General features: G+C 66.1%; 27 protein-coding genes. 23 read left to right on the top strand and 4 right to left on the bottom strand.

Features of this window, described 5'->3' with window-relative positions:
- Positions 1-26: 26 nt before the first annotated feature.
- The 9 genes from ACFUTX_RS05115 (at position 27) to ACFUTX_RS05155 (ending at position 11,004) form a co-directional block, all read left to right on the top strand.
- A complete protein-coding gene (locus ACFUTX_RS05115) occupies positions 27-356 on the top strand; it encodes an ArsR/SmtB family transcription factor (protein ID WP_378861131.1) in 330 nt (109 codons plus the stop codon).
- Positions 357-950: 594 nt separating this feature from the next.
- Positions 951-1,310, top strand: a complete 360-nt coding sequence (locus tag ACFUTX_RS05120) for an ArsR/SmtB family transcription factor (RefSeq protein WP_378861133.1) — start codon at positions 951-953, stop codon at positions 1,308-1,310.
- Positions 1,307-3,211, top strand: a complete 1,905-nt coding sequence (locus tag ACFUTX_RS05125) for a heavy metal translocating P-type ATPase (RefSeq protein WP_378861135.1) — start codon at positions 1,307-1,309, stop codon at positions 3,209-3,211. The genes ACFUTX_RS05120 and ACFUTX_RS05125 overlap by 4 nt, the downstream gene beginning before the upstream one ends.
- Positions 3,212-3,342: 131 nt before the next feature.
- Positions 3,343-3,777: a signal peptidase II gene (locus ACFUTX_RS05130; protein WP_375992649.1), complete on the top strand. Its 435-nt coding sequence runs from the start codon at positions 3,343-3,345 to the stop codon at positions 3,775-3,777.
- 91 nt (positions 3,778-3,868) lie between these two features.
- Positions 3,869-4,471, top strand: coding sequence for a cadmium resistance transporter (locus tag ACFUTX_RS05135; RefSeq protein ID WP_375992647.1), 603 nt, complete (start codon positions 3,869-3,871; stop codon positions 4,469-4,471).
- Positions 4,472-4,939: 468 nt separating this feature from the next.
- The gene (gene mobF / locus ACFUTX_RS05140) at positions 4,940-8,845 is read left to right on the top strand and encodes a MobF family relaxase (RefSeq protein ID WP_378861138.1); all 3,906 of its coding nucleotides are present in this window, start codon (positions 4,940-4,942) and stop codon (positions 8,843-8,845) included.
- A 221-nt stretch (positions 8,846-9,066) separates the two neighbouring features.
- Positions 9,067-9,348, top strand: coding sequence for a hypothetical protein (locus tag ACFUTX_RS05145; RefSeq protein WP_121057221.1), 282 nt, complete (start codon positions 9,067-9,069; stop codon positions 9,346-9,348).
- A gap of 49 nt (positions 9,349-9,397) precedes the next feature.
- Entirely contained in the window at positions 9,398-10,156 is a 759-nt protein-coding gene (locus ACFUTX_RS05150; protein WP_378861140.1) for a phosphotransferase, read from the top strand.
- Positions 10,157-10,323: 167 nt separating this feature from the next.
- A complete protein-coding gene (locus tag ACFUTX_RS05155; RefSeq protein ID WP_378861142.1) occupies positions 10,324-11,004 on the top strand; it encodes a hypothetical protein in 681 nt (226 codons plus the stop codon).
- Between the two features lie 5 nt (positions 11,005-11,009).
- On the opposite strand, the gene ACFUTX_RS05160 is transcribed toward ACFUTX_RS05155, so the two are convergent.
- Positions 11,010-11,297, bottom strand: coding sequence for an IS3 family transposase (locus ACFUTX_RS05160; protein ID WP_378861144.1), 288 nt, complete (start codon positions 11,295-11,297; stop codon positions 11,010-11,012).
- A gap of 48 nt (positions 11,298-11,345) precedes the next feature.
- Between ACFUTX_RS05160 and ACFUTX_RS05165 the strand changes: the two genes are divergently transcribed.
- The 8 genes from ACFUTX_RS05165 to ACFUTX_RS05200 all read left to right on the top strand — a co-directional run bounded on the left by ACFUTX_RS05165 (position 11,346) and on the right by ACFUTX_RS05200 (position 17,974).
- Complete coding sequence (locus ACFUTX_RS05165) at positions 11,346-11,801, top strand: hypothetical protein (RefSeq protein WP_378861146.1); 456 nt, start codon at positions 11,346-11,348, stop codon at positions 11,799-11,801.
- 483 nt (positions 11,802-12,284) lie between these two features.
- On the top strand, positions 12,285-12,566 hold the full coding sequence (locus tag ACFUTX_RS05170; protein ID WP_318353149.1) for a metal-sensitive transcriptional regulator: 282 nt from the start codon (positions 12,285-12,287) through the stop codon (positions 12,564-12,566).
- Positions 12,567-12,598: 32 nt separating this feature from the next.
- On the top strand, positions 12,599-12,928 hold the full coding sequence (locus ACFUTX_RS05175) for a cation transporter (protein ID WP_318353150.1): 330 nt from the start codon (positions 12,599-12,601) through the stop codon (positions 12,926-12,928).
- 76 nt (positions 12,929-13,004) lie between these two features.
- Positions 13,005-15,191, top strand: a complete 2,187-nt coding sequence (locus ACFUTX_RS05180; protein ID WP_378722225.1) for a heavy metal translocating P-type ATPase — start codon at positions 13,005-13,007, stop codon at positions 15,189-15,191.
- A 35-nt stretch (positions 15,192-15,226) separates the two neighbouring features.
- Positions 15,227-15,664, top strand: coding sequence for a DUF6153 family protein (locus ACFUTX_RS05185; protein WP_274646454.1), 438 nt, complete (start codon positions 15,227-15,229; stop codon positions 15,662-15,664).
- A gap of 97 nt (positions 15,665-15,761) precedes the next feature.
- The gene (locus ACFUTX_RS05190) at positions 15,762-16,373 is read left to right on the top strand and encodes a DUF305 domain-containing protein (RefSeq protein WP_274646455.1); all 612 of its coding nucleotides are present in this window, start codon (positions 15,762-15,764) and stop codon (positions 16,371-16,373) included.
- Between the two features lie 71 nt (positions 16,374-16,444).
- Positions 16,445-17,326, top strand: a complete 882-nt coding sequence (locus ACFUTX_RS05195; RefSeq protein ID WP_378861148.1) for a F510_1955 family glycosylhydrolase — start codon at positions 16,445-16,447, stop codon at positions 17,324-17,326.
- A 54-nt stretch (positions 17,327-17,380) separates the two neighbouring features.
- Positions 17,381-17,974, top strand: coding sequence for a DUF305 domain-containing protein (locus ACFUTX_RS05200; protein WP_274646457.1), 594 nt, complete (start codon positions 17,381-17,383; stop codon positions 17,972-17,974).
- A gap of 174 nt (positions 17,975-18,148) precedes the next feature.
- On the opposite strand, the gene ACFUTX_RS05205 is transcribed toward ACFUTX_RS05200, so the two are convergent.
- Positions 18,149-19,264: an SRPBCC family protein gene (locus tag ACFUTX_RS05205; RefSeq protein ID WP_375992632.1), complete on the bottom strand. Its 1,116-nt coding sequence runs from the start codon at positions 19,262-19,264 to the stop codon at positions 18,149-18,151.
- Positions 19,265-19,374: 110 nt separating this feature from the next.
- Here ACFUTX_RS05205 and ACFUTX_RS05210 point away from each other — a divergent pair, with 110 nt between their 5' ends.
- Entirely contained in the window at positions 19,375-19,968 is a 594-nt protein-coding gene (locus ACFUTX_RS05210; RefSeq protein ID WP_375992629.1) for a TetR/AcrR family transcriptional regulator, read from the top strand.
- A 126-nt stretch (positions 19,969-20,094) separates the two neighbouring features.
- On the opposite strand, the gene ACFUTX_RS05215 is transcribed toward ACFUTX_RS05210, so the two are convergent.
- Positions 20,095-20,529 (bottom strand): hypothetical protein, encoded by a 435-nt coding sequence (locus ACFUTX_RS05215; protein ID WP_375992626.1) that lies wholly within the window; start codon positions 20,527-20,529, stop codon positions 20,095-20,097.
- A gap of 371 nt (positions 20,530-20,900) precedes the next feature.
- Here ACFUTX_RS05215 and ACFUTX_RS05220 point away from each other — a divergent pair, with 371 nt between their 5' ends.
- The 4 genes from ACFUTX_RS05220 to ACFUTX_RS05235 all read left to right on the top strand — a co-directional run bounded on the left by ACFUTX_RS05220 (position 20,901) and on the right by ACFUTX_RS05235 (position 23,913).
- Positions 20,901-21,818, top strand: coding sequence for a DNA-methyltransferase (locus ACFUTX_RS05220; RefSeq protein ID WP_378861151.1), 918 nt, complete (start codon positions 20,901-20,903; stop codon positions 21,816-21,818).
- Positions 21,819-21,927: 109 nt separating this feature from the next.
- Positions 21,928-22,359 (top strand): hypothetical protein, encoded by a 432-nt coding sequence (locus ACFUTX_RS05225; protein WP_378861153.1) that lies wholly within the window; start codon positions 21,928-21,930, stop codon positions 22,357-22,359.
- A 149-nt stretch (positions 22,360-22,508) separates the two neighbouring features.
- Positions 22,509-23,339 carry a hypothetical protein gene (locus ACFUTX_RS05230; RefSeq protein ID WP_378861155.1) on the top strand — a complete coding sequence of 277 codons (831 nt, stop codon included), beginning with the start codon at positions 22,509-22,511 and terminating at the stop codon, positions 23,337-23,339.
- On the top strand, positions 23,329-23,913 hold the full coding sequence (locus tag ACFUTX_RS05235) for a hypothetical protein (protein WP_378861157.1): 585 nt from the start codon (positions 23,329-23,331) through the stop codon (positions 23,911-23,913). Before ACFUTX_RS05230 ends, ACFUTX_RS05235 begins: the two co-directional genes overlap by 11 nt.
- Positions 23,914-24,801: 888 nt before the next feature.
- Here the strand turns inward: ACFUTX_RS05235 and ACFUTX_RS05240 are convergent.
- Positions 24,802-25,731 (bottom strand): oxygenase MpaB family protein, encoded by a 930-nt coding sequence (locus ACFUTX_RS05240; RefSeq protein WP_378861159.1) that lies wholly within the window; start codon positions 25,729-25,731, stop codon positions 24,802-24,804.
- A 108-nt stretch (positions 25,732-25,839) separates the two neighbouring features.
- Between ACFUTX_RS05240 and ACFUTX_RS05245 the strand changes: the two genes are divergently transcribed.
- On the top strand, positions 25,840-26,262 hold the full coding sequence (locus tag ACFUTX_RS05245) for a hypothetical protein (RefSeq protein ID WP_378861161.1): 423 nt from the start codon (positions 25,840-25,842) through the stop codon (positions 26,260-26,262).
- The last annotated feature ends 255 nt before the right edge of the window (positions 26,263-26,517 follow it).

Here is a 26,517-nt window from a genome sequence, read left to right on the forward strand (position 1 = left end):
CGTGATCGGAGGGCACAATGGTGAGCATGGCCGGTACTGAGACGCGTCGGGAAGCGAGCTCCTTGTCCGTGGCGGATGCTGAGCGTCTCGCCGAGATCATGCAGGCGCTGGCCTCGCCTGTGCGGCTGCGCATTCTGAGCGCGCTGAGTGTTCAGCCGAGTACCGTGACCGACCTCAGCGAACAGCTGCGCATCGGCCAGACGACCACATCGAACCATCTGCGGCTGCTGCGGCATCTGAGCCTGGTCATTGGCACGCGCGACGGCCGGCACATCCACTACTCGCTCTTCGACGACCACGTCTCCGAATTGCTCGAGGAAGCTATCGGGCACCTCGAGCATCTGCCCGGGGTGTGAAAAGTCCGCTCCCGCCTAGGACTTCCGTTCGCGGAGCGTGTTCGAACACTGCAGCCGTCTACTGCGGCGCATCATCGCGGAGTCGGAGTGCGATCCAGAGGCCGCATCGACGGCATACGAAGCCAGCGCCGCCATTCAGCGCATGCACCTTGCGTCGCGGCAGAACTCTTCCGCAACAGGAGCACTCGACGGTCGTGTCATCGTTCACGGGAGTCGATCGCATCAATGAGCTGTTCAGTTGTGGGCAGTCCCGCCGGGCCTGTTGGTGTGGCGTAGACCCGGCATGCAAGATTGGATGTTCTACCATTGCCAGGAAACAGATCCTCACCGTCTCGAAGGATCGTGGGTGACCCAGCGAACAGCACGCGCTCAGCATCCTCCGGACCATTGACCCGTCGGTAAACAATCTCAGTCTCGTGGAAGCCGCAGGCGCGCAAAGCGTCCTGCAAGCGTCTGCCGGCTTCGACCCAGCTGGGGCAGTCGTCGATGTGAAGGACAACGAGATGCACACTGCCATGATCCTCCGATGTGTGATCCTCCGCACCTCGTGTGGCCCAGTACAGGACTATACATCGGTGGATGTATAGTCATCGGATGCTGACTATTGCGGATCGTCTCGACGTGATGAATCGACTCGGGCGGGCGATGGCCGATCCGACTCGCTCTCGCATTCTCCTGGCGCTCCTGTCGGGACCGAGTTACCCTGCGGTGCTGTCCAGGGAGTTGGGGCTGTCGCGTTCGAATGTGTCCAATCATCTGACGTGTCTGCGTGGCTGCGGGATCGTGGTCGGCGAGCCCGAGGGCCGGCAGACCCGCTACGAGGTGGCTGACCCGCACTTGGCGCGCGCGTTGACGGCGCTGGTGGACGTGACTCTCGCTGTCGACGACAGTGTGCCGTGTCTGGATCCCGACTGCGGCGTCGAGGGATGCGTGGCAGGGGCGGCACGAGCATGAGCGCTGTCACGGGTTCACAGGTCGAGAACTCCGACCTTGATGACGACGATGATGACGATGACCGGCCGTGGTACCGGAGCCCGGGCGTTCTGATCCCGATCGCGTCCGGCGTCGCGTTCGCAGCTGGCCTGGTCTGCGAGTGGACCGGCGCGGAGACCGCGGGGCTGGTGCTGTTCTGGATCGGTCTGCTGCTGGGGGCGTACACCTTCGTACCCGGAGCGCTGCGCAAGCTCTTCACCAAGGGCAAGCTCGGCATCGGCCTTCTGATGACGATCAGCGCGACCGGGGCGGTGATCCTCGGCTTCGTCGAGGAGGCGGCCGCGTTGGCGTTCCTGTACTCCATCGCGGAGGCGCTAGAAGACAGGGCCATGGACCGCGCCCGTGCAGGGCTGCGGGCGCTGCTGAAGCTCGTGCCCGATACCGCACTCGTCAAGAGGGGTGACGTCACGACGGAGGTCGAGGCGAAGGAACTGCGCGTCGGCGACGTCCTCGTGGTCCGGCCGGGTGAACGGATCGCCACCGACGGAACCGTCCGCGTCGGACGGAGCAGCCTGGACACGTCCGCGATCACCGGCGAGTCCATCCCGGTCGAGGTCGACCCCGGCACCGACGTGTCGGCCGGGTCGATCAACACGACGGGCGTCCTCGAGGTCGAGGCCACCGCCGCCGGCACCGACAACTCGCTCACCACGATCGTCGAACTCGTCGAGAAGGCGCAGGCGGAAAAGGGCGACCGCGCCCGTTTGGCCGACCGGATTGCCCGTCCCCTCGTTCCCGGCGTGATGATCCTCGCCGTGCTGGTGGGCGTGCTCGGGTCGCTGCTGAGTGGCGACCCCGAACTCTGGATCACCCGCGCCCTAGTCGTGCTCGTCGCCGCCTCGCCGTGCGCTCTGGCAATCGCCGTGCCCGTCACGGTCGTGTCCGCAATCGGCGCGGCGTCGAAGTTCGGCGTGGTCGTGAAGTCCGGGGCCGCGTTCGAGAGGTTCGGCGGCATCCGTCACCTCGCCGTCGATAAGACGGGCACCCTCACCCGCAACGAGCCCACCGTCGCCCGCGTGGTCACCACCGGTGCGAGCGAGACCGAAATTCTCACGTGGGCGGCGAGCCTGGAAGCTCACAGCACCCATCCCCTCGCCGCAGCGATCACCAACGCGGTGCCCGCCGCCACCGTTGCGCAGAACGTCACCGAGTCGGCCGGGCACGGCATCACGGGCACACTGGACGGCGTTCGGGTCGCGGTCGGCAGCCCGCGCTGGCTGGACGCCGGGACGTTGGCCGAGCAGGTGCACGCGATGGAATCCGAAGGGATGACGGTGGTGATCGTCCACCGCGAAAACGCCCCGGCCGGCGCAATCGGGGTGCGGGATGAGCTACGTCCCGAGGTTCCCGAGTTCATCGCGACACTGACGCGCCGCGGAGTCGGGGTGACGATGCTCACGGGTGACAACGCGCGCACCGCTGCCGCGCTGGCTGCACAGGCCGGCATCAGTGACGTGCGCGCCGAGCTGCGCCCGGAGGACAAGGCCTCGGCCGTCGCCGAGCTCTCCAAGACGCAGCCCACCGCCATGATCGGCGACGGCATCAACGACGCCCCCGCTCTCGCGGCCGCCGACCTCGGGATCGCGATGGGCGTCAAGGGCGCGGATGCCGCGATCGAATCCGCAGACGTCGCGTTCACCGGCCACGATCTTCGCCTGATCCCGCAGGCCCTCGCTCACGCACGCCGCGGCCGCAGCATCATCAACCAGAACGTCGTGCTTTCGATCGCGATCATCGTGGTGCTGCTGCCGCTGGCGATCACCGGAATCCTCGGTCTTGCCGCCGTCGTCCTCGTGCACGAGGTCGCGGAGGTCATCGTCATCCTCAACGGGCTCCGCGCGGCGCGGCGCACGAACGTATGACCGCTCCGGCAAACGGCCCCGCTCTGACCCCGGGAAACGAAAACGCCGTCAAAATGAGGTCCCCCGGCCCAGCGGCCCAGCGCGGTCGGGCCCGGCTGCTCCTTCTCGCGTGTGCTGTCGCAGTTGCAGCAGTGCTGATCGACCAAGGCTCCAAAGCACTTGCACTCGCGCAGCTCACCGAACGAGAGCGCATCCCACTCCTGGGAGACTGGCTCGGCTTGCAGCTCGCGTTCAACCCCGGCACCGTGATGTCGCTCGGTTCCGGTTCGACCTGGCTGCTCACCGTCATCGCGACGGTCGCATCTGTGGTACTGCTCATCGCCGCGACGCGCGCGCGCACCGCACGATGGGCGGTCGTGATCGGGCTGCTCTGGGGCGGCGCGGTCGGCAACCTCCTGGACCGGCTGTTCGCCCCACCTGGATTCGGCCGCGGCCACGTCACCGACTTCCTCGCCTACGGCAACCTGTTCATCGGCAACATCGCCGACGTCATCCTCGGCGTCGGCGTAGCCCTCGGCCTCCTGCTCTACCTCCGAGGCTCCCAGCACACCGGCGACGGGGGATGATGGGTCTCGAGCACCAAGTTCGCACGAATGTCGCCGACGCATGGTGGTCTGACATGAGGTCCGCGGGATGCGGTTGCCCGGGGGTGGGCGCATGATTCTCTCGTCGATCCTTCAGGCAATCGGTCTGTTCATGGCGACGAACATCGATGACATCATCGTGCTCTCGCTCTTCTTCGCCCGCGGCGCCGGCCAGCGCGGGACCACAGCCCGCATCCTGTTCGGACAGTACCTCGGGTTCGCCGGCATCTTGGCTGCCTCCGTCCTGGTTGCACTCGGCGCCGGGGCGTTCCTGCCCCCAGGGGTCATCCCCTACTTCGGGCTCATTCCCCTGGGATTGGGTTTATGGGCGGCATGGCAGGCCTGGCGCGATCGGCATGATGACGACGATGACGACGCGAAGTTCGAGGGCAAGAAAGTCGCCGTGTGGTCCGTTGCCGGAGTGACCTTCGCCAACGGTGGCGACAACATCGGGGTCTACGTCCCCGTCTTTCTCAATGTGGGCACAGCCGCCACGATCGCGTACTGCATCGTGTTCCTGGCTTTGGTCGCCGTGCTGGTCGGCCTGGCCAAGTTCATCACGACCCGCAAGCCGATCGCGGAGCTCCTCGAACGCTGGGAACACATCCTGTTCCCCATCGTGCTGATCGGCCTGGGCGTCTTCATCCTCATCAGCGGCGGTGCCTTCGGACTCTGACGACAAACGCGGCTGCAGTGCCACGAAACGAGTCGGACGTAGCGGGCAGCGGGCGTCGTCCGGCGCTTGGGACGTCGTGACTGCCGTCGCGCAGTAATGCTCCTACTGCGCTGGGATGTGTTCCCACGAGACGCTGTACGCGCGATGTGACTCTTCGATGTCTCCGAAGAAATACCGGCCCTGGTCACGGCTTGGTGAAGATCCGCTTGTCCCGCCGCCCCCACTGTCCGTGATGGTCCGCACGACGCGATGTTTCAGGGTCGTCCCCGTATCCGCTGGTCGGCTGTCCCTCATGTTGTGAAGCTAACACTCCGCCTCACCAATCCAGACACACCTTTGCGGCCCCGGGCTTGTCGGCGATCAGCCCACACGTCTTGCAGATCGAGGGCGAGCCCGCTGTACGGGCCTGGCTCGACCACCTCTCTGACAGCAGAGGGGCGGTGACGGGTGTCGGTGTCGATGCGGGTGATGAGCGCGGGGAATGGATACAAGTACCTCCTCCGCACCGTGGCTGCGGCCGACGGCGAACGGCCGCTCTCCACACCGCTGACCCGCTACTACGCCGAGGCCGGCACGCCGCCCGGCCGCTGGCTCGGGAGCGGACTTCCGGCGCTGGCAGTCGGCAGAATCGGCGCGGGGTCGCGGGTGTCTGAAGCTCAGCTCGAGCTGCTCCTTGGAATGGGTCGCGATCCCGGCACGGGCGCCGCGCTCGGCCGGGCATATCCTGAGTACGCGGCATCCGAGGCCGGCGTCGAGCCTCCGAACGCACACACTTCACCGCCGACTCGCCGACGCGCGGTCGCCGGCTATGACTTCACCTTCTCGCTCCCCAAGTCAGCATCGGTCCTCTGGGCAGTCGCCGACGCCAACACCCAGGCCACAATCGCCGCCGCGCACCACAAGGCGATCGACGACGTTCTCGCCTTCATGAAGAGCAAACTCGCCGTGACCCGAGCCGGAGAAGCAGGCCGCGACGGTGCAGTGGCCCAGGTCGAGGTCGCTGGGCTCGTCGCTGCAGCCTTTGACCACTTCGACTCGCGCGTGGGCGATCCGCAGCTGCACACGCACGTCGTGGTGAGCAACAAGGTCCAAACAGTGTTCGACGGCAAGTGGCGCTCGCTCGACGGGCGCCCTCTGCACGCGGCGACGGTTGCGCTGTCCGAGCTGCACGCCGCTGTGTTTGCCGACCACCTGTCGCGTGCGCTCGGCGTCCGGTGGGAACACCGCGAGCGCGAAGCCGATCGCAACTCGGTCTGGGCGATCGCTACTGTTCCCGAGCACCTCGTCGCCGAGTTCTCGTCTCGCTCGCGTCACATCGACATCGAGAAGGACCGGCTCATCGACGAGTACATCGCGGCGCACGGTCGGGCGCCGTCGAAGGTGACGATCATTCGGCTTCGTCAGCAGGCAACGCTCGCGACCCGTCCCGAGAAGCAACTTCGATCGCTCGCCGATCTCACGCACGAGTGGCGCACGCGCGCGAGCCGACTGCTCGGCCGCGATGCGACCGCCTGGGCGCGCAAAGCGGTGAATCACGATGACACTCCACGGCCGTTGCGTGTCGAAGATATCGAGCGCGGCATCCTGAACCAGCTCGAACAGCGTGTCGTCGAAGCCGCGAGCGAGCGTCGCTCGACTTGGACGCGCTGGAACCTCTACGCGGAAGCCGCGCGTCAGACGATGGGGTGGCGCTTCGCTGCGACCGAGGACCGCGAGGCGATCGTGGGTATGATCACGGATGCTGCGGAGCAGCGCTCCACACGCCTCTCGCCACCTGAGTTCGCGGTCTCTCCCGCTGAGTTTCGGCGTGCTGATGAGACGAGCGTCTTCCGTCCGCGCAACTCCGCGCGCTACTCATCGATTGCGCTGCTCGACGCGGAGGAGCGACTGCTCGCCGCATCGCACGCGACCGATGCGCCGGTGGTCAGCGCTGCAACTCTCGAGCGCGCGGAGCGGGCGCGCCGCAATCGCGGGATCGTCCTCGGGGATGATCAGCGCACGGCCCTCCACTCGATCGCGACGTCAGCGCGCTCGCTCGACGTGCTGATCGGCCCAGCCGGTGCGGGCAAGACAACCGCGATGCACGCGCTCCGCCTTGCATGGGAGCACGAGCACGGCCGCGGCTCGGTCATCGGTCTCGCACCGTCGGCAGCTGCCGCGCGCGAACTCTCCGACGACCTCGGGATCACAACCGAGAACACCGCCAAGTGGTTGCACGAGCATAGCCATGGCCGCGTAGCGGCGCGCGCATCACAGCTCGTCATCATCGACGAGGCATCCCTTGCTGGCACCCTCACGCTCGATCGCATCAGCACGCTGGCGACGCGGGCGGGCGCGAAAGTGCTCCTGGTGGGTGACTGGGCGCAGCTGCAGTCGGTCGACGCCGGCGGTTCGTTCCGGATGCTCGTCGAAGCACGCCCAGATGCCCCTGAGCTCGCCGACGTGCACCGCTTCCGCAATGCGTGGGAGAAGGAGGCATCCCTCGACCTGCGCTACGGGCGACTGCAAGCCCTCGACACGTACGGCGCGCACGACCGGATCGTTGGTGGCGACGCCGACGCGATGGCCGACGCGGCCTACAGTTCTTGGCTCCACGACATGGTCGCCGGCACGTCGTCCGTGCTCGTCGCGGAAACCGGTGAAGCGGTCGCAACCCTCAACCGACGGGCGCGCGCCGAGCTGATCCTCGCCGGCGCTGTGGATGCCACGGCCGAAGCATCCCTGCGGGATGAGTCCGCAGCATCCGTCGGTGATGTTGTCATCACGCGCAAGAACGACCGTCGCCTGCGATCAGGCCCTGACTGGGTTCGCAACGGCGCACGATGGAAGGTCGTCGCGGTCCGTCGCGACGGCTCGCTACGCGTGCGAAACACCGACCGCGCCGGTGCTCGACCGATCAGCCTGCCGGTCGGATACGTCGCGGAGAACGTCGACCTCGGCTACGCCGTGACCGCCTACCGGGCGCAAGGGATCACGACCGACACCGCGCATGCCGTCATCGAGCCAGGAACGACACGTGAGAACCTGTACGTCGCGATGACGCGGGGGAGAGAGTCGAACACGGCGTACGTGGTTGTGACCCGCCCGGACGACAATCACTCCGCGCGGTATCCCGGTGAACGTCCCGATGCCACAGCCCGGGCCGTCCTCGCGGGCGTGCTCGGGCATGTCGGCGCCGAGCTATCGGCACACGAGACGATCGCCGTCGAGCAGGAGACCTGGGGATCGATCGCGCAGCTCGCGGCCGAGTACGACACGATCGCGGCGTCCGCCCAGCGGGCACGGTGGACGAGTCTCATTCGGGTGTGCGGACTGCCAGCTGAACTGGCCGAAGCGGCGATTACCTCGGACGCTTTCGGCGCCCTGACAGCGGGCCTTCGACGCGCGGAGGCGGTCGGTTACAGCGTTGGGACGCTGCTTCCGCGGATCGTCGCCGCGCGTGGATTCGAAGATGCTCAGGATGCCGCGGCCGTGCTCCACGAGCGCCTCGAGCGAGTCCTCGCTCAGCCATTGAGCGGCAGCTCGCGGGGGAGCGAGGGGCGGCTCATCGCCGGCCTCATCCCGGCGGCGATGGGAGAGATGGATGCCGAGATGCGGCGTGCCCTCGACGAACGGGCACATCTCATCGAGGAGCGCGCATCGGTGCTAGTCGAATCCGCGTTGACGTCGGGGGAGAGGTGGATCGCTTCGCTCGGGCGCGTCCCCGCCGGTCCGGCGCGAGCGGGTGCTTGGCGGCATCAGGTGCGCATCGTTGCCGCGTACCGTGACCGGTACGGCGTGTTCGAAGATGACGCGCTCGGTTCTCCCGCTACGTCGCCGAACCAGCGAATGGATGCCGCGGCCGCAGCCTTGGCGCGGGATCGCGCGATCTGGCTGTCGCGGACGGATGCTCCTGCACAGCGTGAGCGCGCCCAGTCGCAGCTGGGCTGTCCACACTCTGTAGCTCGTGGTCTACACCCGCGCGAGGGGCGGGCGTACCCTGAGCGCAATTGCATGCCCACCCCTGAAGGAGGGGCCTGGCCGATGTTTCAACTGCTGATGGCCTTCGTGAGCCGCGTCTACACGTTCCTCCAGCGGACCATGCCGACGAACATCCTCATCCGCGCCACCCACACCCGGCGCGGGCTCAAGTGGGGCGTGCCTGCGATGCTCCTCGCGGTCGTCTACATCGTGATCGCCGCTGCCCTCGCGCAGTGGGTCGCCGGCGGAGCGCCAGGATGGATCAACCTGCTTGTCCTGGTGTGCCTTTGGAACGCGCTGAAGTTCGTGGCGAACGGGCCGATGACCCTCGTTCGGCTGGTCCGCGTCCGGGCGCTCGAGCGTCGCTACCGCGGCGCGGGAGTGGCCTCGAACGAAACGATGACGGTCGGCTGAGACCGAACCGCGGACGCGACGACGTCAGCCGGCAGTCGCGGGTTCGAATGTCGCCCGCTCAAAGTTCATGTGTTTGCACGGGTCTTGCGGGTCAAATTATAGGGCGAAAGTCGCGAACCGGTAGGCGCATCGCATCCGCACTTGCGACGACCGGCTACCGCACCGTCCACGACGGGATGTTCGGCAAGTGGAAATCGCGCTCCCGTCGGTATGGTGGCGACGTGGATGACGACCGACGAAATGCGCTGGGTCGCCGCGAAATCCTCGCGGCGTACCTCGAGGTCCTGGATCGACTCGGAGAACTCGTTGCGATCTGCTCCACTATCGAGGGCGACGCCGGCGAGCTGCGAAATGCCGTACAGGGAGCATTCGGACTGAGTCCGATCGCAGCTGATGCGGTCCTGGCAATGCAAGTCAGACGCTTCACCCCGGAAGAGCGACACAAGATCCGCAGCGAGCTCGCGGCCGTCGATCGATGGCTTGGGGAGGCGAACGGAGCGTAGGCCGACCGGGCAACGTTCGGCTCTGCCTCGCCCGGGATAGCCTCAACGAGTGGTCGAGGAGGAGTTGGCGGGCGGGAACGCGAGCGGCGCGGTGGTGCGGGTGGGCGACACGGTGCGGAAGCCGTGGACGGCTTCGACGCCTAGCGTGCAGAGATTCGTGGATGCCCTTCGCGTTGCCGGCGTCGATGCAGCCGCTCCGCTCGGGCGGGATGATGAAGGACGCCAGGTTCTCGAGTTCGTTCCCGGCCGGTTGGCCATCGACGGCCGCCGCCTCTCGCGCGCTGAGCTCCAACGCGTCGGGTCGATGGTGCGACAGATCCACGACGCGAGCCAGAACTTCACTCCGGATCCAGACGACGTCTGGGACACCGCAATCGCCGCACCGGGCGACGACCTGGTCTGTCACAACGATCTCGCGCCGTGGAACCTCATTATCGGTGAACGCTGGGTGTTCATCGACTGGGATGCATCGGCTCCCAGCACTCGACTTTGGGACCTGGCCTATGCAGCGCAAGCCTTTGCTCTCAACGACACCACCCGGTCTGTGTGGGAATCGGCGCGCGACCTCCGGGCTTTCGTCGACGGGTATCGCGCGGGTCCGGCCCTCCGCGCTGACCTGCCGATGGCCATGACTCAGCGCACGGCGGCAATGTATGACTTGCTGCGCTCATCGCATGCCGCCGGGAACGAACCCTGGGCCTCCATGTTCACCGGCGGGCACGGCGAGCACTGGAGTGCCGCAGGGCGCTATGTGACCGCGCACCAGAAGGAGTGGTTGGCGGCCCTCACGCGGCCGGAACGCCGCTAAAGGCGTCGCCGTATCAGCAGGTCCGCATCAGGCCGCGCTGGCTTGTTCGCTCGCGCCCCTCGTCAGCGTCCGACGGGGGGCCCGCTGCCGGACGACTCCCTCGCGGCGGAGGGCTCGGCCGCTCAGCCGACGAATCGGTGCGCTGAAGGACCGGGTACCGTACAAACGTGAAAGGCGACATCAGCGCTGAGGACGGTCGAGAACGCGTTCGTCGACTGATGGGATTGGCTCCGAACCAGCGTGCGGTGCGGGTGCCTGGTGGTCCTGCCTGTGAACTACTCGCGGATCTGGCGAGCCTGCAACGGGACTTCGAGATGGCTCGTCAGTTTCTCCGTCACTTCGCGGAGCTCGCACAAGACGAAGTTGAACCGGATTCGCCCAACCAGTCGTTCTGGATCTCGGCGCTGACGATGTACGGTCGCGCGTTTGCGAAAGGCCGGCGTCACGCTGCCCGCGCGACCCCCGACATATACGACGACTCCGATCTCGAAGCACACCGGTTCTTGATCGACATTCGCAACAAGTTCATCGCACATTCGGCTAACGCTTTCGAGCAAGCCGCGATCTTCGCCATCATCGCCGACAGCTCTGACGGAGGATTCACGGTCCAGGGCGCCGGTTCGCAGCACTCGAGTTTCGCGCGGCTATCGCGCAAGCGTGCGTTGCAGGTGTCGAAGATGTGCGAGGTGCAGTTGGCAGACATCGATGCGCGGATGGCAACCGCACGGAATGCTGTGATGGCCGAAGTCAGAGACCTTGGCGAGGAGCGCATCTCACGTCTTCCGGAACTCGGGATGGTTCGGATAGACGAGTCGGCCGTTGGCCGAGACCGTCCTCAGTACCGCTGACCGGCCTAGATCGCGATCCGATCGAACTGCCTTCGCGCGCACGGGAACCGTCCACGGGCGGTGTCGGCGGGGCGTTTGCGTTTCCCGCGGACCACGCCGGCGATCCCCAGCTCCCGCATGCGGCGTTCGACCATGCAGCGGGCGATGTCGTGCCCGTCGCGACGCAACCTCAGCCAGAGCTTGCGGGCACCGAGGATCTTCCGCTGCTTCTGCGACGTGGCCAGGATGATCGGCTTCCACCGCTCATCCGACACCTCCCGCGCCGAGGGGAATTGCCGCGACGCGGCTGGCATCGACTGAGTACGACCGTGACCTCCTCCTGCTACGGGAGGAGGTCATTCGTGCTTAAGGGCGACTATGCTCATGCCGAAACGGGGGCGGCAGTGGCAGATAGCGGATGGGACAAGGTAAAGAGCGGCGTCGGCACGTTCTTCGGCGGCGTCCTGGTCATCGGATTCTTCCTCGGCGTCGGATGGTTCATCGGATTCCGCCCCATCGAGTGGGTGATGGACTTTGTCGCGATCACGCAGTCGCCGGACAAGTCCCCCCGTTCATTTGAGCCGGTCGCTCCTGCCGAGCCGGTCGAAGCACCGATTCCGGATTCCCCGCCCATGCCAGAGCGCTGGTCCTGCTACTGGGACCCGACCATGAACGAGGACTGGCACGACGACGTGCTGTGTACGCGCGGCTACGAGTACGACCGACCGATCCTGCTCGCTGACTGGGGCTTCGTTACGCAGGACGACATGATGGCGGCGGCCGCGGACTATGAGGCCTGGCTGAACAGCCAGCGCTGAGCCCGTTGCGCAGGTAGTCCTTCATGCCTTCACTCACCGCGACCTCCTCCCTGTCCGAACTCCACGTGGGCACCAGCCTGACCAGGCACGTCACCGACTCGCCACACGCAAAGGCGGCCCGCGCATCTTGAGATGCGTGGGAAGGGCCCCTCTCCCTCACCGTGCCCGCGTGAGGATCGCCCTTCACACCGCAGGCGACACGAAGAACCCGTTCGGACTCACGGGATTTGGTTGCCGCCCACTCAACTGTCGTGCTTTGCGAGACATCCCCTGCGCCTCACGGCTGGGAGGCCAACGTCGCTCCTGAGGCGCTCCGGACGGCACTGGGTTCGTGTCTGTCCCGAGGGTTGAGTGCTTGATCGAACCCGCGGTAGGCCCCGTCATTGTTCTGCGGCAAACTCCAGGTTTGTTGAGCATCTCGGCGAGGACGCGACGATGCGACAAGGGTTGTCCTGGATACCATAGGGGGGTATGGTACGTGCCATGAACGGCTACACGGCGAGCAAGGATGACCTGCTGAAGCGGCTGCGACGCGCGGAGGGTCAGGTTCGTGGGATCGCGCGGATGGTGGAGGAGGACAAGTACTGCATCGACGTCCTCACGCAGGTCTCCGCGGCGACGAAGGCACTCGAGTCTGTCGCGCTGTCACTGCTGGGTGACCATCTCTCACACTGCGTTGCCGAAGCAAGCGCCGAGGGTGGTGCCGTCGCGGAACAGAAGATCCGCGAAGCCAACGATGCAATCGCCCGTCTGGTCCGTTCCTAGCCCGCCTGCCCACGCACTATGAGGAGACGATGATGAACACTGAGAACCGCAACGACCTGGGCTTGAGGGACGCTGGCGCCGGCTGTGCGTGCTGCGCGATCGCATCGACGCCCGAGACCGTGGGTGAGGTCACGGCGGCGGTGACGTCCGAGGTGCTGGTGACGGGGATGACCTGCTCGCACTGCGTGTCGAGCGTCACCGAGGAGTTATCCGCGATCGACGGGGTAGAGGGTGTGTCGGTTGACTTGAACGCGGGCGGTGCGTCGCGGGTGACTATCCGCAGCTCGACGCCGATCCCTGCTACCGCTGTGGAGGCGGCGGTGGCGGAGGCTGGTTACGCCTTGGCCAGCAGCCCGTCATGAGCACCTTCGATGACGAGCTCGACCTCACCGGGATGACCCGCATCCGTCGAATGCGAACAGTGGAAGGACGCTCGTCATGAGCCAGCACGACCACGACGCACATCACCGCTCCACGCCGACCAGCGCAGGCGATGACGACGCCGCTCAGGGCGCCCGAGCGACGGTCGCAGAGTCCGAGACCGCTGGCGACCACCACGCACACCGCACATCCGCGCAGCACAGCACCGATGAGAGACACGGCGGCGTCCACGAGGGGATGCAGCACGGTGGCCATGGTGGGCACGCCGGGCATGGTGCGGACCATGTCGCACGCTTCCGTCGATTGTTTTGGATCAATCTGATTCTCGCCGTCCCGGTGGTGGCGTTCTCGGGCATGTTCTCGATGCTGCTCGGGTACCCGCTGCCCGACGGGGCATGGGTGGGCTGGATTTCACCGGTTCTCGGCACTGTCATGTACGTGTGGGGTGGTGCCCCGTTCCTGACCGGCGCGGTCAGCGAACTGCGTGCCCGTAAGCCCGGCATGATGCTGCTGATCGGGTTGGCGATCACCGTCGCGTTCGTGGCGTCTTGGGGCGCGAGCCTCGGGTTGCTGGATCACGAGCTGGACTTCTGGTGGGAGCTGGCGCTGCTGATCGTCATCATGCTCCTGGGGCACTGGATCGAGATGCGCTCGCTCGCGCAGACCACCTCCGCCCTGGATTCTCTTGCCGCTCTCCTCCCGGACGAGGCGGAGAAGGTGGACGGGGACACCACCGTCACGGTTGCGCCCGCGGATCTGCAGGTCGGCGACGTCGTTGTGGTGCGCCCGGGTGGACGAGTTCCGGCTGACGGTCGGGTGGTGCAGGGTTCGGCGAGCATGGACGAGTCGATGATCACCGGCGAGTCCAAGCCTGTCCGCCGAAGCGGCGGGAATGCGGTCGTGGCCGGCACCGTTGCCACCGACTCCGGCATCCGTGTCGAGATCAGCGCGGTCGGGGAGGACACCGCCCTCGCCGGCATCCAACGCCTGGTCACCGAGGCGCAGAACTCTTCGTCGAAGGCGCAGCGCCTCGCCGATCGTGCGGCCGGGTGGCTGTTCTGGTTCGCGCTGACCGCCGCAGCGATCACCGCCGTGGTGTGGACCCTGGTTGGGCTTCCTGATGACGCGGTGATCCGCACCATCACCGTGCTGGTGATCGCCTGCCCCCACGCTCTCGGCCTGGCAATCCCGCTGGTGGTGTCCATCGCCACCGAGCGGGCCGCCCGCGGCGGGGTGCTGATCAAGGACCGTCTGGCCTTGGAGAGCATGCGCACCGTGAACACGGTGCTGTTCGACAAGACCGGCACCCTCACCAAGGGCGCGCCCGCCGTCACCGCTATCGAATCGGTAGACGGGATCGACGCCGACCGGCTGATGGCCCTCGCGGCCGCCGCGGAGGCCGATTCCGAGCACCCGTTGGCCCGAGCCATCGTCGCCGCTGCGGGGGAGAAGAGTCTGTCCGTGCCGGGTTCGACGGATTTCGAGTCGTCACCCGCGGTTGGGGTGCGCGCGACGGTCGACGGCCAGGTGGTGCAGGTCGGTGGCCCGTACTTGCTCGAGCAGACCGACACGCAGGAGCTGCCCATCGCTGACACCTGGCGTGAGGAGGGGGCGATCATCCTGCATGTCCTCATCGACGGGAAGGTCGCCGGTGCGCTGCGGCTGGCCGATGAGATCCGCCCCGAGTCCCGGCAGGCTATCGACGCCCTGCACGCCGGTGACGTGCAGGTCGTGATGATCACCGGTGACGCCGATGCTGTCGCCGCATCGGTGGCTGCTGAACTGGGCATCGACCGGTTCTTCGCCGGTGTGAGGCCGGAGGATAAGGCGTCCAAGGTGAAGCAGCTGCAGGACGAGGGACGCAAGGTCGCGATGGTCGGCGATGGTGTGAACGACGCGCCCGCTCTCGCGCAGGCCGATGTCGGTATCGCCATCGGCGCCGGCACGGATGTCGCGATCGCCTCGGCGGGGGTGATCCTGGCCAGCGACGACCCCCGCTCGGTGCTGTCTGTGATCGAGTTGTCCCGCGCGAGCTACCGGAAGATGAAGCAGAACCTGTGGTGGGCTGCCGGGTACAACCTCATCTCGGTGCCCCTGGCCGCCGGCGTCCTCGCCCCGATCGGTTTCGTGCTGCCGATGTCGGTGGGCGCGATCCTCATGTCCCTGTCCACGATCGTCGTTGCCCTCAACGCCCAGCTGCTGCGCCGGCTGGATCTCAGCCCCGACGCGGTCATCCGACGCTGACGGGTGTGACGTACCGTGGAAGGGAGGGAGGTGACATGTCGCTGATCGCACTGACGGACCGGCTTCGCACCGGCCGGTCTGTGGCCCGCACGCTGCTGCTGCTCATCGCGGTCACCGGCGCGGTCATCGTGGGCCTGCTGGCCATGCACTCCCTCAACGCCCACACCGCGACAGAAGCGGGACACTCGACCACAGTCACCTCCGCCGCCCCAACCGATGCCACCGACCACCACACGGGGCATACGGCAACCGACGAGCCGTGCGCGGAGTGCGGCAGCGGACACTCCGACATGCTCGCGATGGCGTGCGTGCTGGCACTTCTGGCGACCGTGCTGTTGCTGATGCGGCCCGGCGCGGTCACGCGATGGTTGTCGATCCTCCCGCGACCGAAACCCTCGGTCCTGACGGCACTGTTCACCAGGCCGGCGCTCCGTCCACCTTCACTCACCGTTCTCTGCCTCAGCCGTACGTGATGCGCCCGAGCCGACCCCTCGTGTCCGGCTCCCGCACCCGCACGCCCGTCACCCTGACCGGCGCTGCTTTCACGTACCCCTGTATTGGAGAACCCTGATGAAGATCCGTACCACCGCAACCGCCGCACTCACCCTCGCCGCCGCACTCACCCTCGCCGGCTGCGCCGGCGGCACAGGCTCAGAGTCCATGCCCGGCATGGACCACGGCAACAGCTCCGCCCCGTCCCCCTCGTCCGCAGCCACAGCGGACTTCAACGACGCGGATGTGATGTTCGCGCAGATGATGATCCCGCACCACGAACAGGCCGTCGAGATGTCCGACATGATCCTGGACAAGGAAGGCATCGACCCGGCCGTTCTTGCCCTGGCGTCCGAGATCAAGGCCGCGCAGCAGCCCGAGATCGACCAGCTGAAAGAGTGGCTGGACGAATGGGGCGCCGACAGCGACACCGGCACCATGGAAGGCATGGACCACGGCGGCGGCATGATGAGTAACGACGACATGGCGGCCCTCGATGCGGCTACCGGCGCGGAGGCGTCGCGGCTGTTCCTCGAGCAGATGACGATGCACCACGAAGGCGCCATCGAGATGGCGCAGGACGAAGTCGACAACGGGAAGAACCCGGACGCGATCGCGATGGCGCAGACCATCATCGACACGCAGACCGCGGAAATCGCCACCATGCAGGAGCTGCTCGGGAGCCTCTGACCCGTTGCGCGCGGGTCGGTGCAGTTACAGTGCGCCGACCCGCAAGCGACCGACTCCGAAAGCAACGCCATATGCTTCTTCATCGCACTCTGACATCGACCCTGCGGCATCACCACGCGCGTCGCAGCATCCTCGCTGCGGGCGCGGTCGCCGCGCTCATCTTCATCGCCGGGTGCGCTGCCCAAACGCCCTCCACCGGCGACGACCACGCCACGTCCACGATCGAACACGCGCATAACGTCGTCGCCGACCCGTCCGGGTCGGGGTTCCTGATCGGTACGCACGACGGCATCTACACCGCAACCGAAGACGGCAAACTCGGCCCCCGAGTCGACGGCCCCCGCTTCGACGCCATGGGCCTCACCGCCGTCGGCGACATCCTGCTCGCCTCGGGACACCCCGGCCGCACCACCCCTCCCGAACTCGGCACCCCACACCTGGGCATCATCCGCAGCACCGACACCGGTCGTAGTTGGACTCCGGTCGCGTTCACGGGAGAAAAGGACTTCCACGTCCTCGCGACCGCCCCGGACGGCACGGTGTACGGGCTTGCCACCGACTCCTCGGATGTGTTGGTGAGCACCGACGAAGGAGACACCTGGACACCTACGGGCGGTTCCATATCGGCGTTCAACCTGGTCGCGGACGCCACCGGCAGAGTCATCGCGTCGACACCCGACGGGCTACAGGTCAGTACTGACGGCGCAGCATCGTTCGGCCCGTGGGCGGATACGCCGCTCATCGCGCTGCTGGGCGTGTCACCGGATCATCAACGCGTCGTGGGGGTAAGCAGCGGCGGAAAGATCTGGACGACTACCGCCGGAGCCCCCTCCTGGAGCGAAGCAGGAACCGTGCATGGTCAAGCCCAAGCGATCGCCATCACCAACACTGGCGACCTGCTCGTCGTCGACGACAGCGGCCTCACGCTGCTCCCGTCACCCCCTTCGCCCTAGCAGCCCCCGCCACCTACGATCCTTCGCCACCTCACGAAACAAGGAGAGATACAGATGTCCCACCACGATGAGCACTCCGGCACTCACCAGGAGAAGCAGCAGAAGAACGGGTCCGTCAGCATGTACATCCGCTTCGGCGCGATGATCCTCACCGCTGTCGTCATCATGTACTTCGTGATGTTCGCCGGCTCCTGGGAATGGAGCCACATCCGCCTCAGCGAAAGCCGCATCTTCATGGCGCTCACCATGGGAGGCACGATGGTCCTCATCATGCTCGGCTGGATGCTCAACATGTACAAGAACACCAAAGCGAACATCGCGATCATCATTGCCGGCGTGGTCCTCATCGGCGGAGGGATCGCCCTCGACCGCAGCCAGATCACGGTCGACGACACCGCCTTCATGCAGGGAATGATCCCGCACCACTCGCTCGCCATCACCCGCTCAGAGCGTGCACAGATCCAGGACTATCGCGTCTGCCAACTCGCGGTCAACATCAGCGAAGCGCAGAAGCGCGAGATCCACGAGATGGACTGGCTCATCAACGACATCGCAGAGAATGGCATTGCTGCGACGGCCGAGCAGGCCGCGGACCGCCCCGTACCCACCTACGACGACACGGCGGATCGCACCTGCCCGCCGGAATGACGCCGCTGCCCCAAACGCCTCGTTGAGACTCGACGAGGGGCGACGAGGCGAACGCACGCTGCCCTCCGCTCAGCGTGCATTGCCCGCAAGGGGATCCGCAACCGAAGGACCGTGACCAGCGGCAGAACTGTCACAGGAGCTTCCAAGGCCGATTCCTTCAGTCGACTGCGTGGATCACACTGGTTCCGGCGCACGGTCCTTGATAACGGGCGGTGACGCATCGGCAGATGCGGTCAGCGGGAGCACCGGTCTGAACGGGATGGATGTCGCGAGTCCGACCACGACGATGGAGCCGAGTGCGAGTGTTCCGGCCCAGGCGCCGCGCGGGTCGCTGAAGGAGATGCGCCCGTCGCTGATCAGCGGGGTGAAAGCAACGAGAGCGATCGCCGCCCCGGCCGAGATGGCGCCGACGATGACGCGGAGCCATGCGCGCCCCAGACCGCCGAAGGTGTAGCCGAGGCCGATGGCGATGAGCGCGACGGCCATCCCCGCGGTGCCGATGCCCTGCGCGAGTGCCGCGAGCGTCCCGGGCACGGTGAGGGGCAGCAGACCCAGGATAAGGGGCGAGAGTGCGAGCCACCGCCAGTGCGGCCGCCCGCCTGTGCGGCGAATGTGGTCGGCCCAGCCCATCAGTCCGCCGACGATGCCTGCGCCGCCGAGCACGACGCCGAAGGTCGCGTACCAGCCAAATACGGAATCGGGACCCGCGATCTCCGCCATGAAGGCCCGGAATCCGGCGGCCCAGGTAACCCCGAGGAGTGAGCCAATGAGGATGCTCAAGGTTGCTGTCCGCGCTCCGGGGCGGCCGTCGCCGGGGTCGAACCTCCTCGGTCGCGGAACACTAGGGTCAGGCGTTGCGGCCGATGCAAGGATGGCGGCGAGTCGGCCCTCGTCTTTGGACGTCTCGCGCACGAGCAACAGACGCAAGAACGGCTCGAGCACCCGCCATGCCCCACGGGCGCTGAACTGCATCGTGCTGATCAGCCGTGTGCCCCCCGTGACCGGCTCGACGAGGTACGCGGCGCGGCCGGACAGCCATGCTCCGGGCACCTCGAACTCCACCAGGTGCCCAGGTTCGAATCGTACGAATCGATTGCGACTGGTGAGAATTCGGCCAGCGAAGGTGCGAGTGAATTCGTGCTCTGTTCCAACGCCGATGGGTCCAGCCGTCAGCCGACGTACCTGCTTGAGCCCCGACTGCCAGCGCGGTGCGTTGGTCTGATCGGCGACGAACCGGAATACCGCGTCGGGCTCTGCGGCGATGATGCTCCGTGTCGTGACGGTGAACATGCCTGCCTCCCCGGGAGGTCTCACACTAGAGCGGTACTCTAGTGTTTGAGTGCAATATAGTTCCCCTCATGAGTGTTGTCAAAGGGCCAGCGCGGCGAGATCAATCACGGATGACGCGCCGGCGCATCCTGGATGCCGGCAAATCCGAGTTCATCTCGAAGGGCTACCACGGTGCGACGATCGCTGCGATCGCGCGGCGAGCCGAGGTCGCTCCGCAGACGGTGTATTTCGTGTTCCACAACAAGCCAGAGCTGATAAGCGCGGTCATCGACGACGCCGTTCTGGGCACCGACGCGACGCCCCCTGAGGCAAGCGCGTGGTGGGCGGAGATGCGCAGCGCAGCCACCGCGGCGGACGCTCTTACTGCCTTCGTGCGGGGCGCCGCACCCTTGCTGGAGCGCGCCGCCTTCGTCTCCGTGGTGCTGAAAGCGGCGGCCCTCGCCGACCCAGAGGTCCAGGCGATCCAGGACAAGCACGACCGGATGCAGGAAGCAGGATACCGACAGGTCATCGACACCGTCGCCGCGAAAGGGCCGCTCCGCGCTGACCTGACCCCAGCGACTGCCACCGATGCGCTGCTGATGCTGTGCGGCGACAGCACCTATGTGCAACTACGCCATGACCGGCAATGGACCCACGACCAGATCGTGGCCTTCCTCGACCGCATAGTCGTCGATTCCATCCTCCAAGATCAGAGCCACTGAGTCATGTGGTCCAAGCGACCACGACGACGTGCTCTCATTGAGACGATGCTCAACCGTGCCGTGACCCCTGCCCGCTAAGGGATCGTGCATGCGTGACTCCCGGTCCGGATCCGTTGTCTGTGAGGCTCACAGTCGGATCTCGTTGGGGCGGCGTGTACTCCGGTGTCTCTCGAATCCGAACTGCTCCGGTGGCGCCACGCACACGCTCCTGATCTCGACCACAGCATCGAAGTGGCGAAGGAGCGACACATACCCGAATTGATAGTTGTACATGAGCGCGTAACCGGAGACGTTGTCGTGGACAACGCGGTCGGTGGGACTCTCCGGGACTTCGTCGTACACGTATCCGTTGTCCAACGCGGCATCCCGCGTCTTGTCCCCGTAGTCCGATCGGGACAGATGGTGGATCGCAGCCTCCGGCCCGTTCCTGTCGATCATGTCAAGGACGGTGTCGGCTTCCTCGCCCTGCATGAAGACGACGGTCATCCAGCGTCGCCCGGCCGGTGGTGCGACCGACGACTTGGGCGAGGCGGCTGTCGCCTTCGTGGTGATGCTGTTCATCTCGAGCTCCCTTCTCTGCAGGGAAGGTGCGCGGACATTCACCGTGGTGCGACGGGGGAGTGGGGCCACCGTCTTGCCACCTCAATCACCCAGGGACGACCCGAGTTGACCGGATACAATCGGAGAATTCGAACCGTCCGGTTCCCTGTCAACACAAGGGAATGCGAGGGTTCTCAAGACATCCGGTGAGGTTCGGAAAACGCCCGAACTCTCCAAGGGGTCGCAGGTTCAAATCCTGTCATCCCGACCAGAAATGGCCCGGAATCTCGCAAGAGGTTCCGGGCCTTCTGCATGTTCACGAAACGCCAACCCCTCCGAAACCCCTCCGGCGGCAACGGGATGGGTCGGCGGGGGAAGGTAGCGTAGTCGGCATGACCTTGAGTGAAAGCGTGACGTACGAATCTGTATGGCGTCCGGATGGTGACGACCTCATCGTGGAGGCCGACAACCTGGAGTTCATCCGCACCCTGCCCGACGCGAGCTTCCGCGTTGTCTACATTGACCCGCCGTTCAACACTGGACGCACGCAGCGCTTGCAGTCGCTCAAGACCAGCCGGTCGGCAACTGGATCGCGTGTCGGATTCAAGGGTCAGACTTACGACACGGTCAAGGGGACCCTCCACTCGTACGATGATGCCTTCACGGACTACTGGGCATTCCTGGAACCGAGGCTGCTGGAAGCTTGGCGGCTACTCACACCAGACGGAACGCTGTACCTCCATCTCGACTACCGGGAGGTGCATTACGCGAAGGTTGTGCTCGACGCGATGTTCGGCCGAGAGAGCTTCCTGAACGAGATCATCTGGGCGTACGACTACGGAGCGCGCTCGAAGACGAAGTGGCCCACAAAGCACGACAACATTCTCGTCTACGTGAAGAACCCCGCCGACTACGTCTGGAACGGTCAGGACGTGGACCGTGAGCCGTACATGGCGCCCGGACTGGTCACCCCAGAGAAGGTCGCGCTCGGAAAGCTGCCGACTGACGTGTGGTGGCACACGATTGTTCCGCCAGCGAGCAAGGAGCGCACCGGCTATGCGACCCAGAAACCGGTCGGTATTATCCGCCGCATGATTCAGGCCAGCAGCCACGAGGGAGACTGGGTGCTGGACTTCTTCGGCGGCAGCGGAACCACTGGCGCGGCCGCACGCCAACTCGGAAGACGATTCGTGCTGGTAGACAGCAATCCCGATGCGATCGCGGTCATGGAGCGACGGCTTGATGACGGCGCATTGGACTCCAAGGTGACAGTCGTGCACAATCCGGAGAGTGCACCTAACTCCCGCTGAAGACCCTGACTTCGCTGTAATGGCCGCTAGCGCGGCTGACCTCGCTCGAAACTATGTCGCCGAGGACGACGATCCTTGGCGAGGGAGCCCGTTTGAGTGGATTCTGCGCGTGCCGTCGCGCACCAAGGGCGCTGTAGGCGAGTTGCTCGTGCAGGAGTGGGCCGTGGCAAAGGGTTTGGACGTTCGGCGTTCACCGTCCAGCAACGCAGACCGAATCATCAACGGGCATCGTGTGGAGATCAAGATGTCCACCCTGTGGAGCAACGGCGGCTTCAAGTTTCAGCAGATCCGCGACCAGGACTACGACCTCTGCCTTTGCCTTGCCCTAAGTCCATATGAGGTCAACGCCTGGCTCCTTCCGAAGGAGGTGCTGCTCGAGTACGTGATTGGACACATGGGTCAGCACACGGGAGCGAGCGGCAGCGACACGGCTTGGCTCGGGTTCCCCGCTAACAGTCCCTACAGCTGGATGCGTCCGTACGGAGATCGCTTGGGCGATGTGGAGCAGCTTCTGCGCGGCGAAGGCATCGGCAACTACTGACACCGCGCTATCCGCCAGGGCACCAACAGGCAGCCCTGGCGGACGGTCAGGCAGCCGCGATCTGGACCCAGAACGCGGCGCGTCGTGGTGCGCCACCCACGAGCCGTCGATAGTGTGCGATCACTCGGCCGTGGAGGATGGGACACCAGATGAGCGATGCCGCCGCTTCGAGCGACGACAATGCGGGTACGACGTCGAACAAGAAGACGCGAAAGCCAGCGGTTCGACAGGAGGACGTTCCGAGCGTCTCTCTAGAGGACGCGGTAAGAGTCGCCCAGACTCTTGCCGACAACAATGCATATAAGCCCACCCGCCCACTGTCAGTCGCAGATGGCATGGGCGTGACGCCCAGTTCGAGCAACTTCCGCGTGGTCACGGGAGCTGCGGTGGCATATGGTCTCACGACCGGCGCGTACAACGCCGCGGAGATCGGACTCACGCCGCTGGGCATGCGCGTTGTGAGGCCCACTAGCGAGGGCGACGACGTCGCCGCCAAGCGAGAAGCCCTGCTCAAACCACGCATCGTGGGGGAGTTTCTCCGCCACTACGATGGCGCGGCGTTTCCGGCGGACACCATCGCGCGGAATGTACTGGTGGAGAAGGGTGTGCCCGCCGAGCGCGCAGACGAGGTGCTGTCGCTCATCCTCCAGGGTGCCGACGGCGTCGGGTTCTTCCGAGAGATCGGTGGCAAGCGCTTCGTGGACCTCGCCGGTGCCGCTGCCTCGAAGGACGACGCAGATGCTGCCGACGGCAATCCCCCTGATGGCTCGACTCCTGTAGTCCGTCAGGCAGCCGTGACTGCACCCTTGGTGCCGACGCCGCTCGCCCCCGCGCCAACCGTGTCGGTGTCGTCGGGCGTGAACATCAACATCGAGATCCACATCGCCGCTGACGCGGACACTCAGACGATCGAAGACATCTTCCGGAGCATGCGCCGGTACGTCCTCAAGCCTGAGGACGACTCTGAGAATGACAGCTAGCGGGGGCGAACCGTCACCGGACTTCCTTCGGCGGTTGCGCGAGTTCCAGGCTCAGGCACGCCAGCTAGGCCGTCCCGCTCGGCGGGCAGAAGCTGCCGTCCCTGCACGCGCGGCGCTGTCGGCCCGTGATGTCGATGTCTTGGCGCGCCTCCGGGCGCTATCTCCATCGCTAGCGGACTCGCTCGATCAGGCTCTTCGCGACCTCAATGATCCGACGCGGACAAGCTACATGGGGCCAGCCGGAGAGGTACGTGAGGTGATGCGTGCCACTATTCAGAAGCTAGCTCCGGACTCCGAGGTCCGAGCGCAGGCTTGGTATAGAGGCATCCCTCAGGGGAACAAGACGAATCCATCGCAGGCAGAGCGCACCCGCTATGCGGTGCAGCAGCAGAGGGGCAGCGAGGAGCAAGCTCGGGAGCTCGACGGCCTCATCGATCAGACGATCGCGAAAATCACGCGCGAAACATACGCCTCAGGAAGCAGTGCCCTCCACGCGGGTGCGGCACAGAAGCAGGTCCGAAAGCTCACCGGATGGGTGTTCGCCGTGCTCGACGAGGTCCTTCCCGAGCTCTAGTTTCCTAGCGCCACGATGGGCGCGGGTGGACCGCCTCGGCCTCCCTGCTGGAGGCCGGTCGGCGAGGCGACCGGGAGCACCTGCGCGACTGCTGTAACGAGGCTTAAGAATCTCGGCTCGGCTAATGGGCGCCGGACGACTCCCGACTCGCGAATAGGGACGAAGCCGATGCACGTTCGTTGCTGATCGTGGCTCCACCTTATCCAGAGCCGCGGGAAGGCGCGTTCGGCATCGATCCGGTGATCCGCATCTAGGCCGTTCCCGCTGGAGAGAGTTGTGATCCGCGTCGGCGTCCCGAGCGTACCGAGCGGCCGGCCGCCGGGGTGGCGACGCAGTTCCCAGATCTCGACCCGGCCGTCGCGAACGACGACGCCCACCCACGACAGAGGCCCAGCGGTGGGAAACCGCATCTGCGTGAATAGTCCCCGATCCGAGAAGGTTCCCTCGCTGAGGAGACCGACCGCCGCAGAATCCGCCGACCCGTTCGCCGTGATCGCCGACCATAACCGAAGCCGCCCGCGGTGAGCGCGCATGATCAACGGCATCGCGATGAGGAATCCAATCAGAGCTCCGATAGCGAATGGAGTCAGCGCGGCAACGTCCAACGAATCGATCTCCCGCATCACCGGACGCAAGGCGCGGTCCGAGCGAGCCCAACCCTAGCCTGAATCCGGAATTCTCAAGGATCGCTGTCGACAGTCGGATCCTGAGCATGCGTGCGGTTGTCCACTTGTGCTGCCCGCCACCGTTGCGCGGAGAGCCACGCCGAACCCTCCTTTCGATCGACCCCAGAATCCGGCGCCCCAGACGGCATATGACCGCTGTCGAACGGAGGCCCCTCCCGCTGTGAACTCGCTCGGCATACTCCTCGTTAGGCGGCGGGGCGATTCAACGGTCGGAGCGGCGAAGCTCCGCCCGCGGTATGGACCCGGCTTGTTGCCGCATGAGGCGGCGGTGCCGCTCTCGTGCGAAGTCCTGTGCGCGCGGGCCCGAGCCGAGCGCGCGCTGCGACGCCGCAAGCACGAGGCGCGTGGCCGTCACAACGGGCAGCACCGTGCGACGCACACCCAGCAGCTGTCGGTACGGCCGAGGCAGGCTCGCGACAGCGGCGGCGAACAGGACGCGATAGGCGAGACGCATCGACCCGGTGAAGGGCACGTCACGCAAGAATCGCACGACCTCGTCCACGCGCTCGTCGCGGCGGAGCTCTCCGCCGTCGAGGAACCCCTGCAGCCTCTCGCGCAGATCTGCCTCGGTCTCGGGCGGGTTCTCGACACGCATGAGTCGCCCGGCGATCGCCCACTCCCGCACGTATGCGTCCGCGCCTCCGGGAATCGGACCGCCCCAACGCTCGTGCGCGCCGAGGAAAGCTTCGGTGAAGGCAAGGTGCACCCATTCCACGAGACGGGCATCAGACGCCGAATAGGCGTGGACCCCGGCATCCGTCGCGTAGGTTCCCGCGACGCGCTCGTGCAGCCGGCCGACGCGCGCCGTCTCCTGCTGGGCCTGCGCCGTCGAGCCGTAGGTCACGCAGATGATCCAGCGCACGGTCCCCGTGAGGCGGCCGATGGGATCCTCCCGGTAGCGCGAGAAGTCGTGCACGCCGGCCATCGCGCCGGGGTGGAGAGCTTGGATGAGCAGGGCACGGATGCCGGCGACAAAGGTCGCCGTACCCGCGTGGACCGTCCACACCGCGCCTCCGTCGGGGAAGTACCCGTCGTCGTCGCCCTCGGCGAGCTCGCGCACCCACCGGGGTGTGCCGTCCGGATCGCCCGCGAGCGCCGTGAGTAGCCGCGCGCGGAGTGGGGGCCGCTTCATGCCTCCAGCGTGCCACGCCCCAGGAAGGCCGGGGCCAGGCATGCATAACACGGTCTGATGAGGGCCCCTCTGCGCGCTCGATCGCGGATCTGCTCTAGCCTGACGAAGGTGACACCTGCGCCTACCGAATGGGACCTGCAGATCGAGCAGGCAGTGCGGGGAGCCTTGAATCTCGCGGGCAAGTCCGACCGGGTCGCTATCTCGTTCGAGTACGAGGCGGATTCCCTTATCTGGGTCACTGAGCTCATCCCGACTACCCCGGGCGCTGCTGCCGTGAGGGTGTTTGGCGACGAGCCCGGCGAACTCAATCTCACGATCGGTCGCACTTGGCTCGAAGTGTGGGCGGTCGATGACCCTCTCGACTGGTTGGCTGCCGTCATCGATGCCGTGGCAGCTGGCGACCTGCGTGAGGTTGGTGGGCGAGGCGTTCAATCGCTGACGCGTCTCCGGATGGTCACCAGGCGTGGGGTAGTCACTGGTGGCGATCTCTTCGTTTGGCCGTGGGTGCGCCGACACTACGACGCATATTGACTGGTGCGGAGACGAGCTGAGTTCCGTCGGACTCGCGCATTGCGTAGCGGGGGCACGCCGTTCGCAGAAGTCGGGTTCTCACTCCTCGTCCGTGAGCGGGACGGCCGCGCTCTCGGAAGAGGTGCGGGCGAATGCGTCCTTTGGTCGGGCACGGCTTTTCGCAGATGCGCTCGAGGACATGGCTGCGCCTCCGTCAGCGGGCTCCCCGGCAGCCTCTGCGGATCCCTTGGCGTTCGCAAGGCTTCAGACCCGGAC

It is taken from the genome of Microbacterium sp. NPDC057407, from assembly GCF_042803895.1.
Taxonomy (GTDB): Bacteria; Actinomycetota; Actinomycetes; order Actinomycetales; family Microbacteriaceae; genus Microbacterium.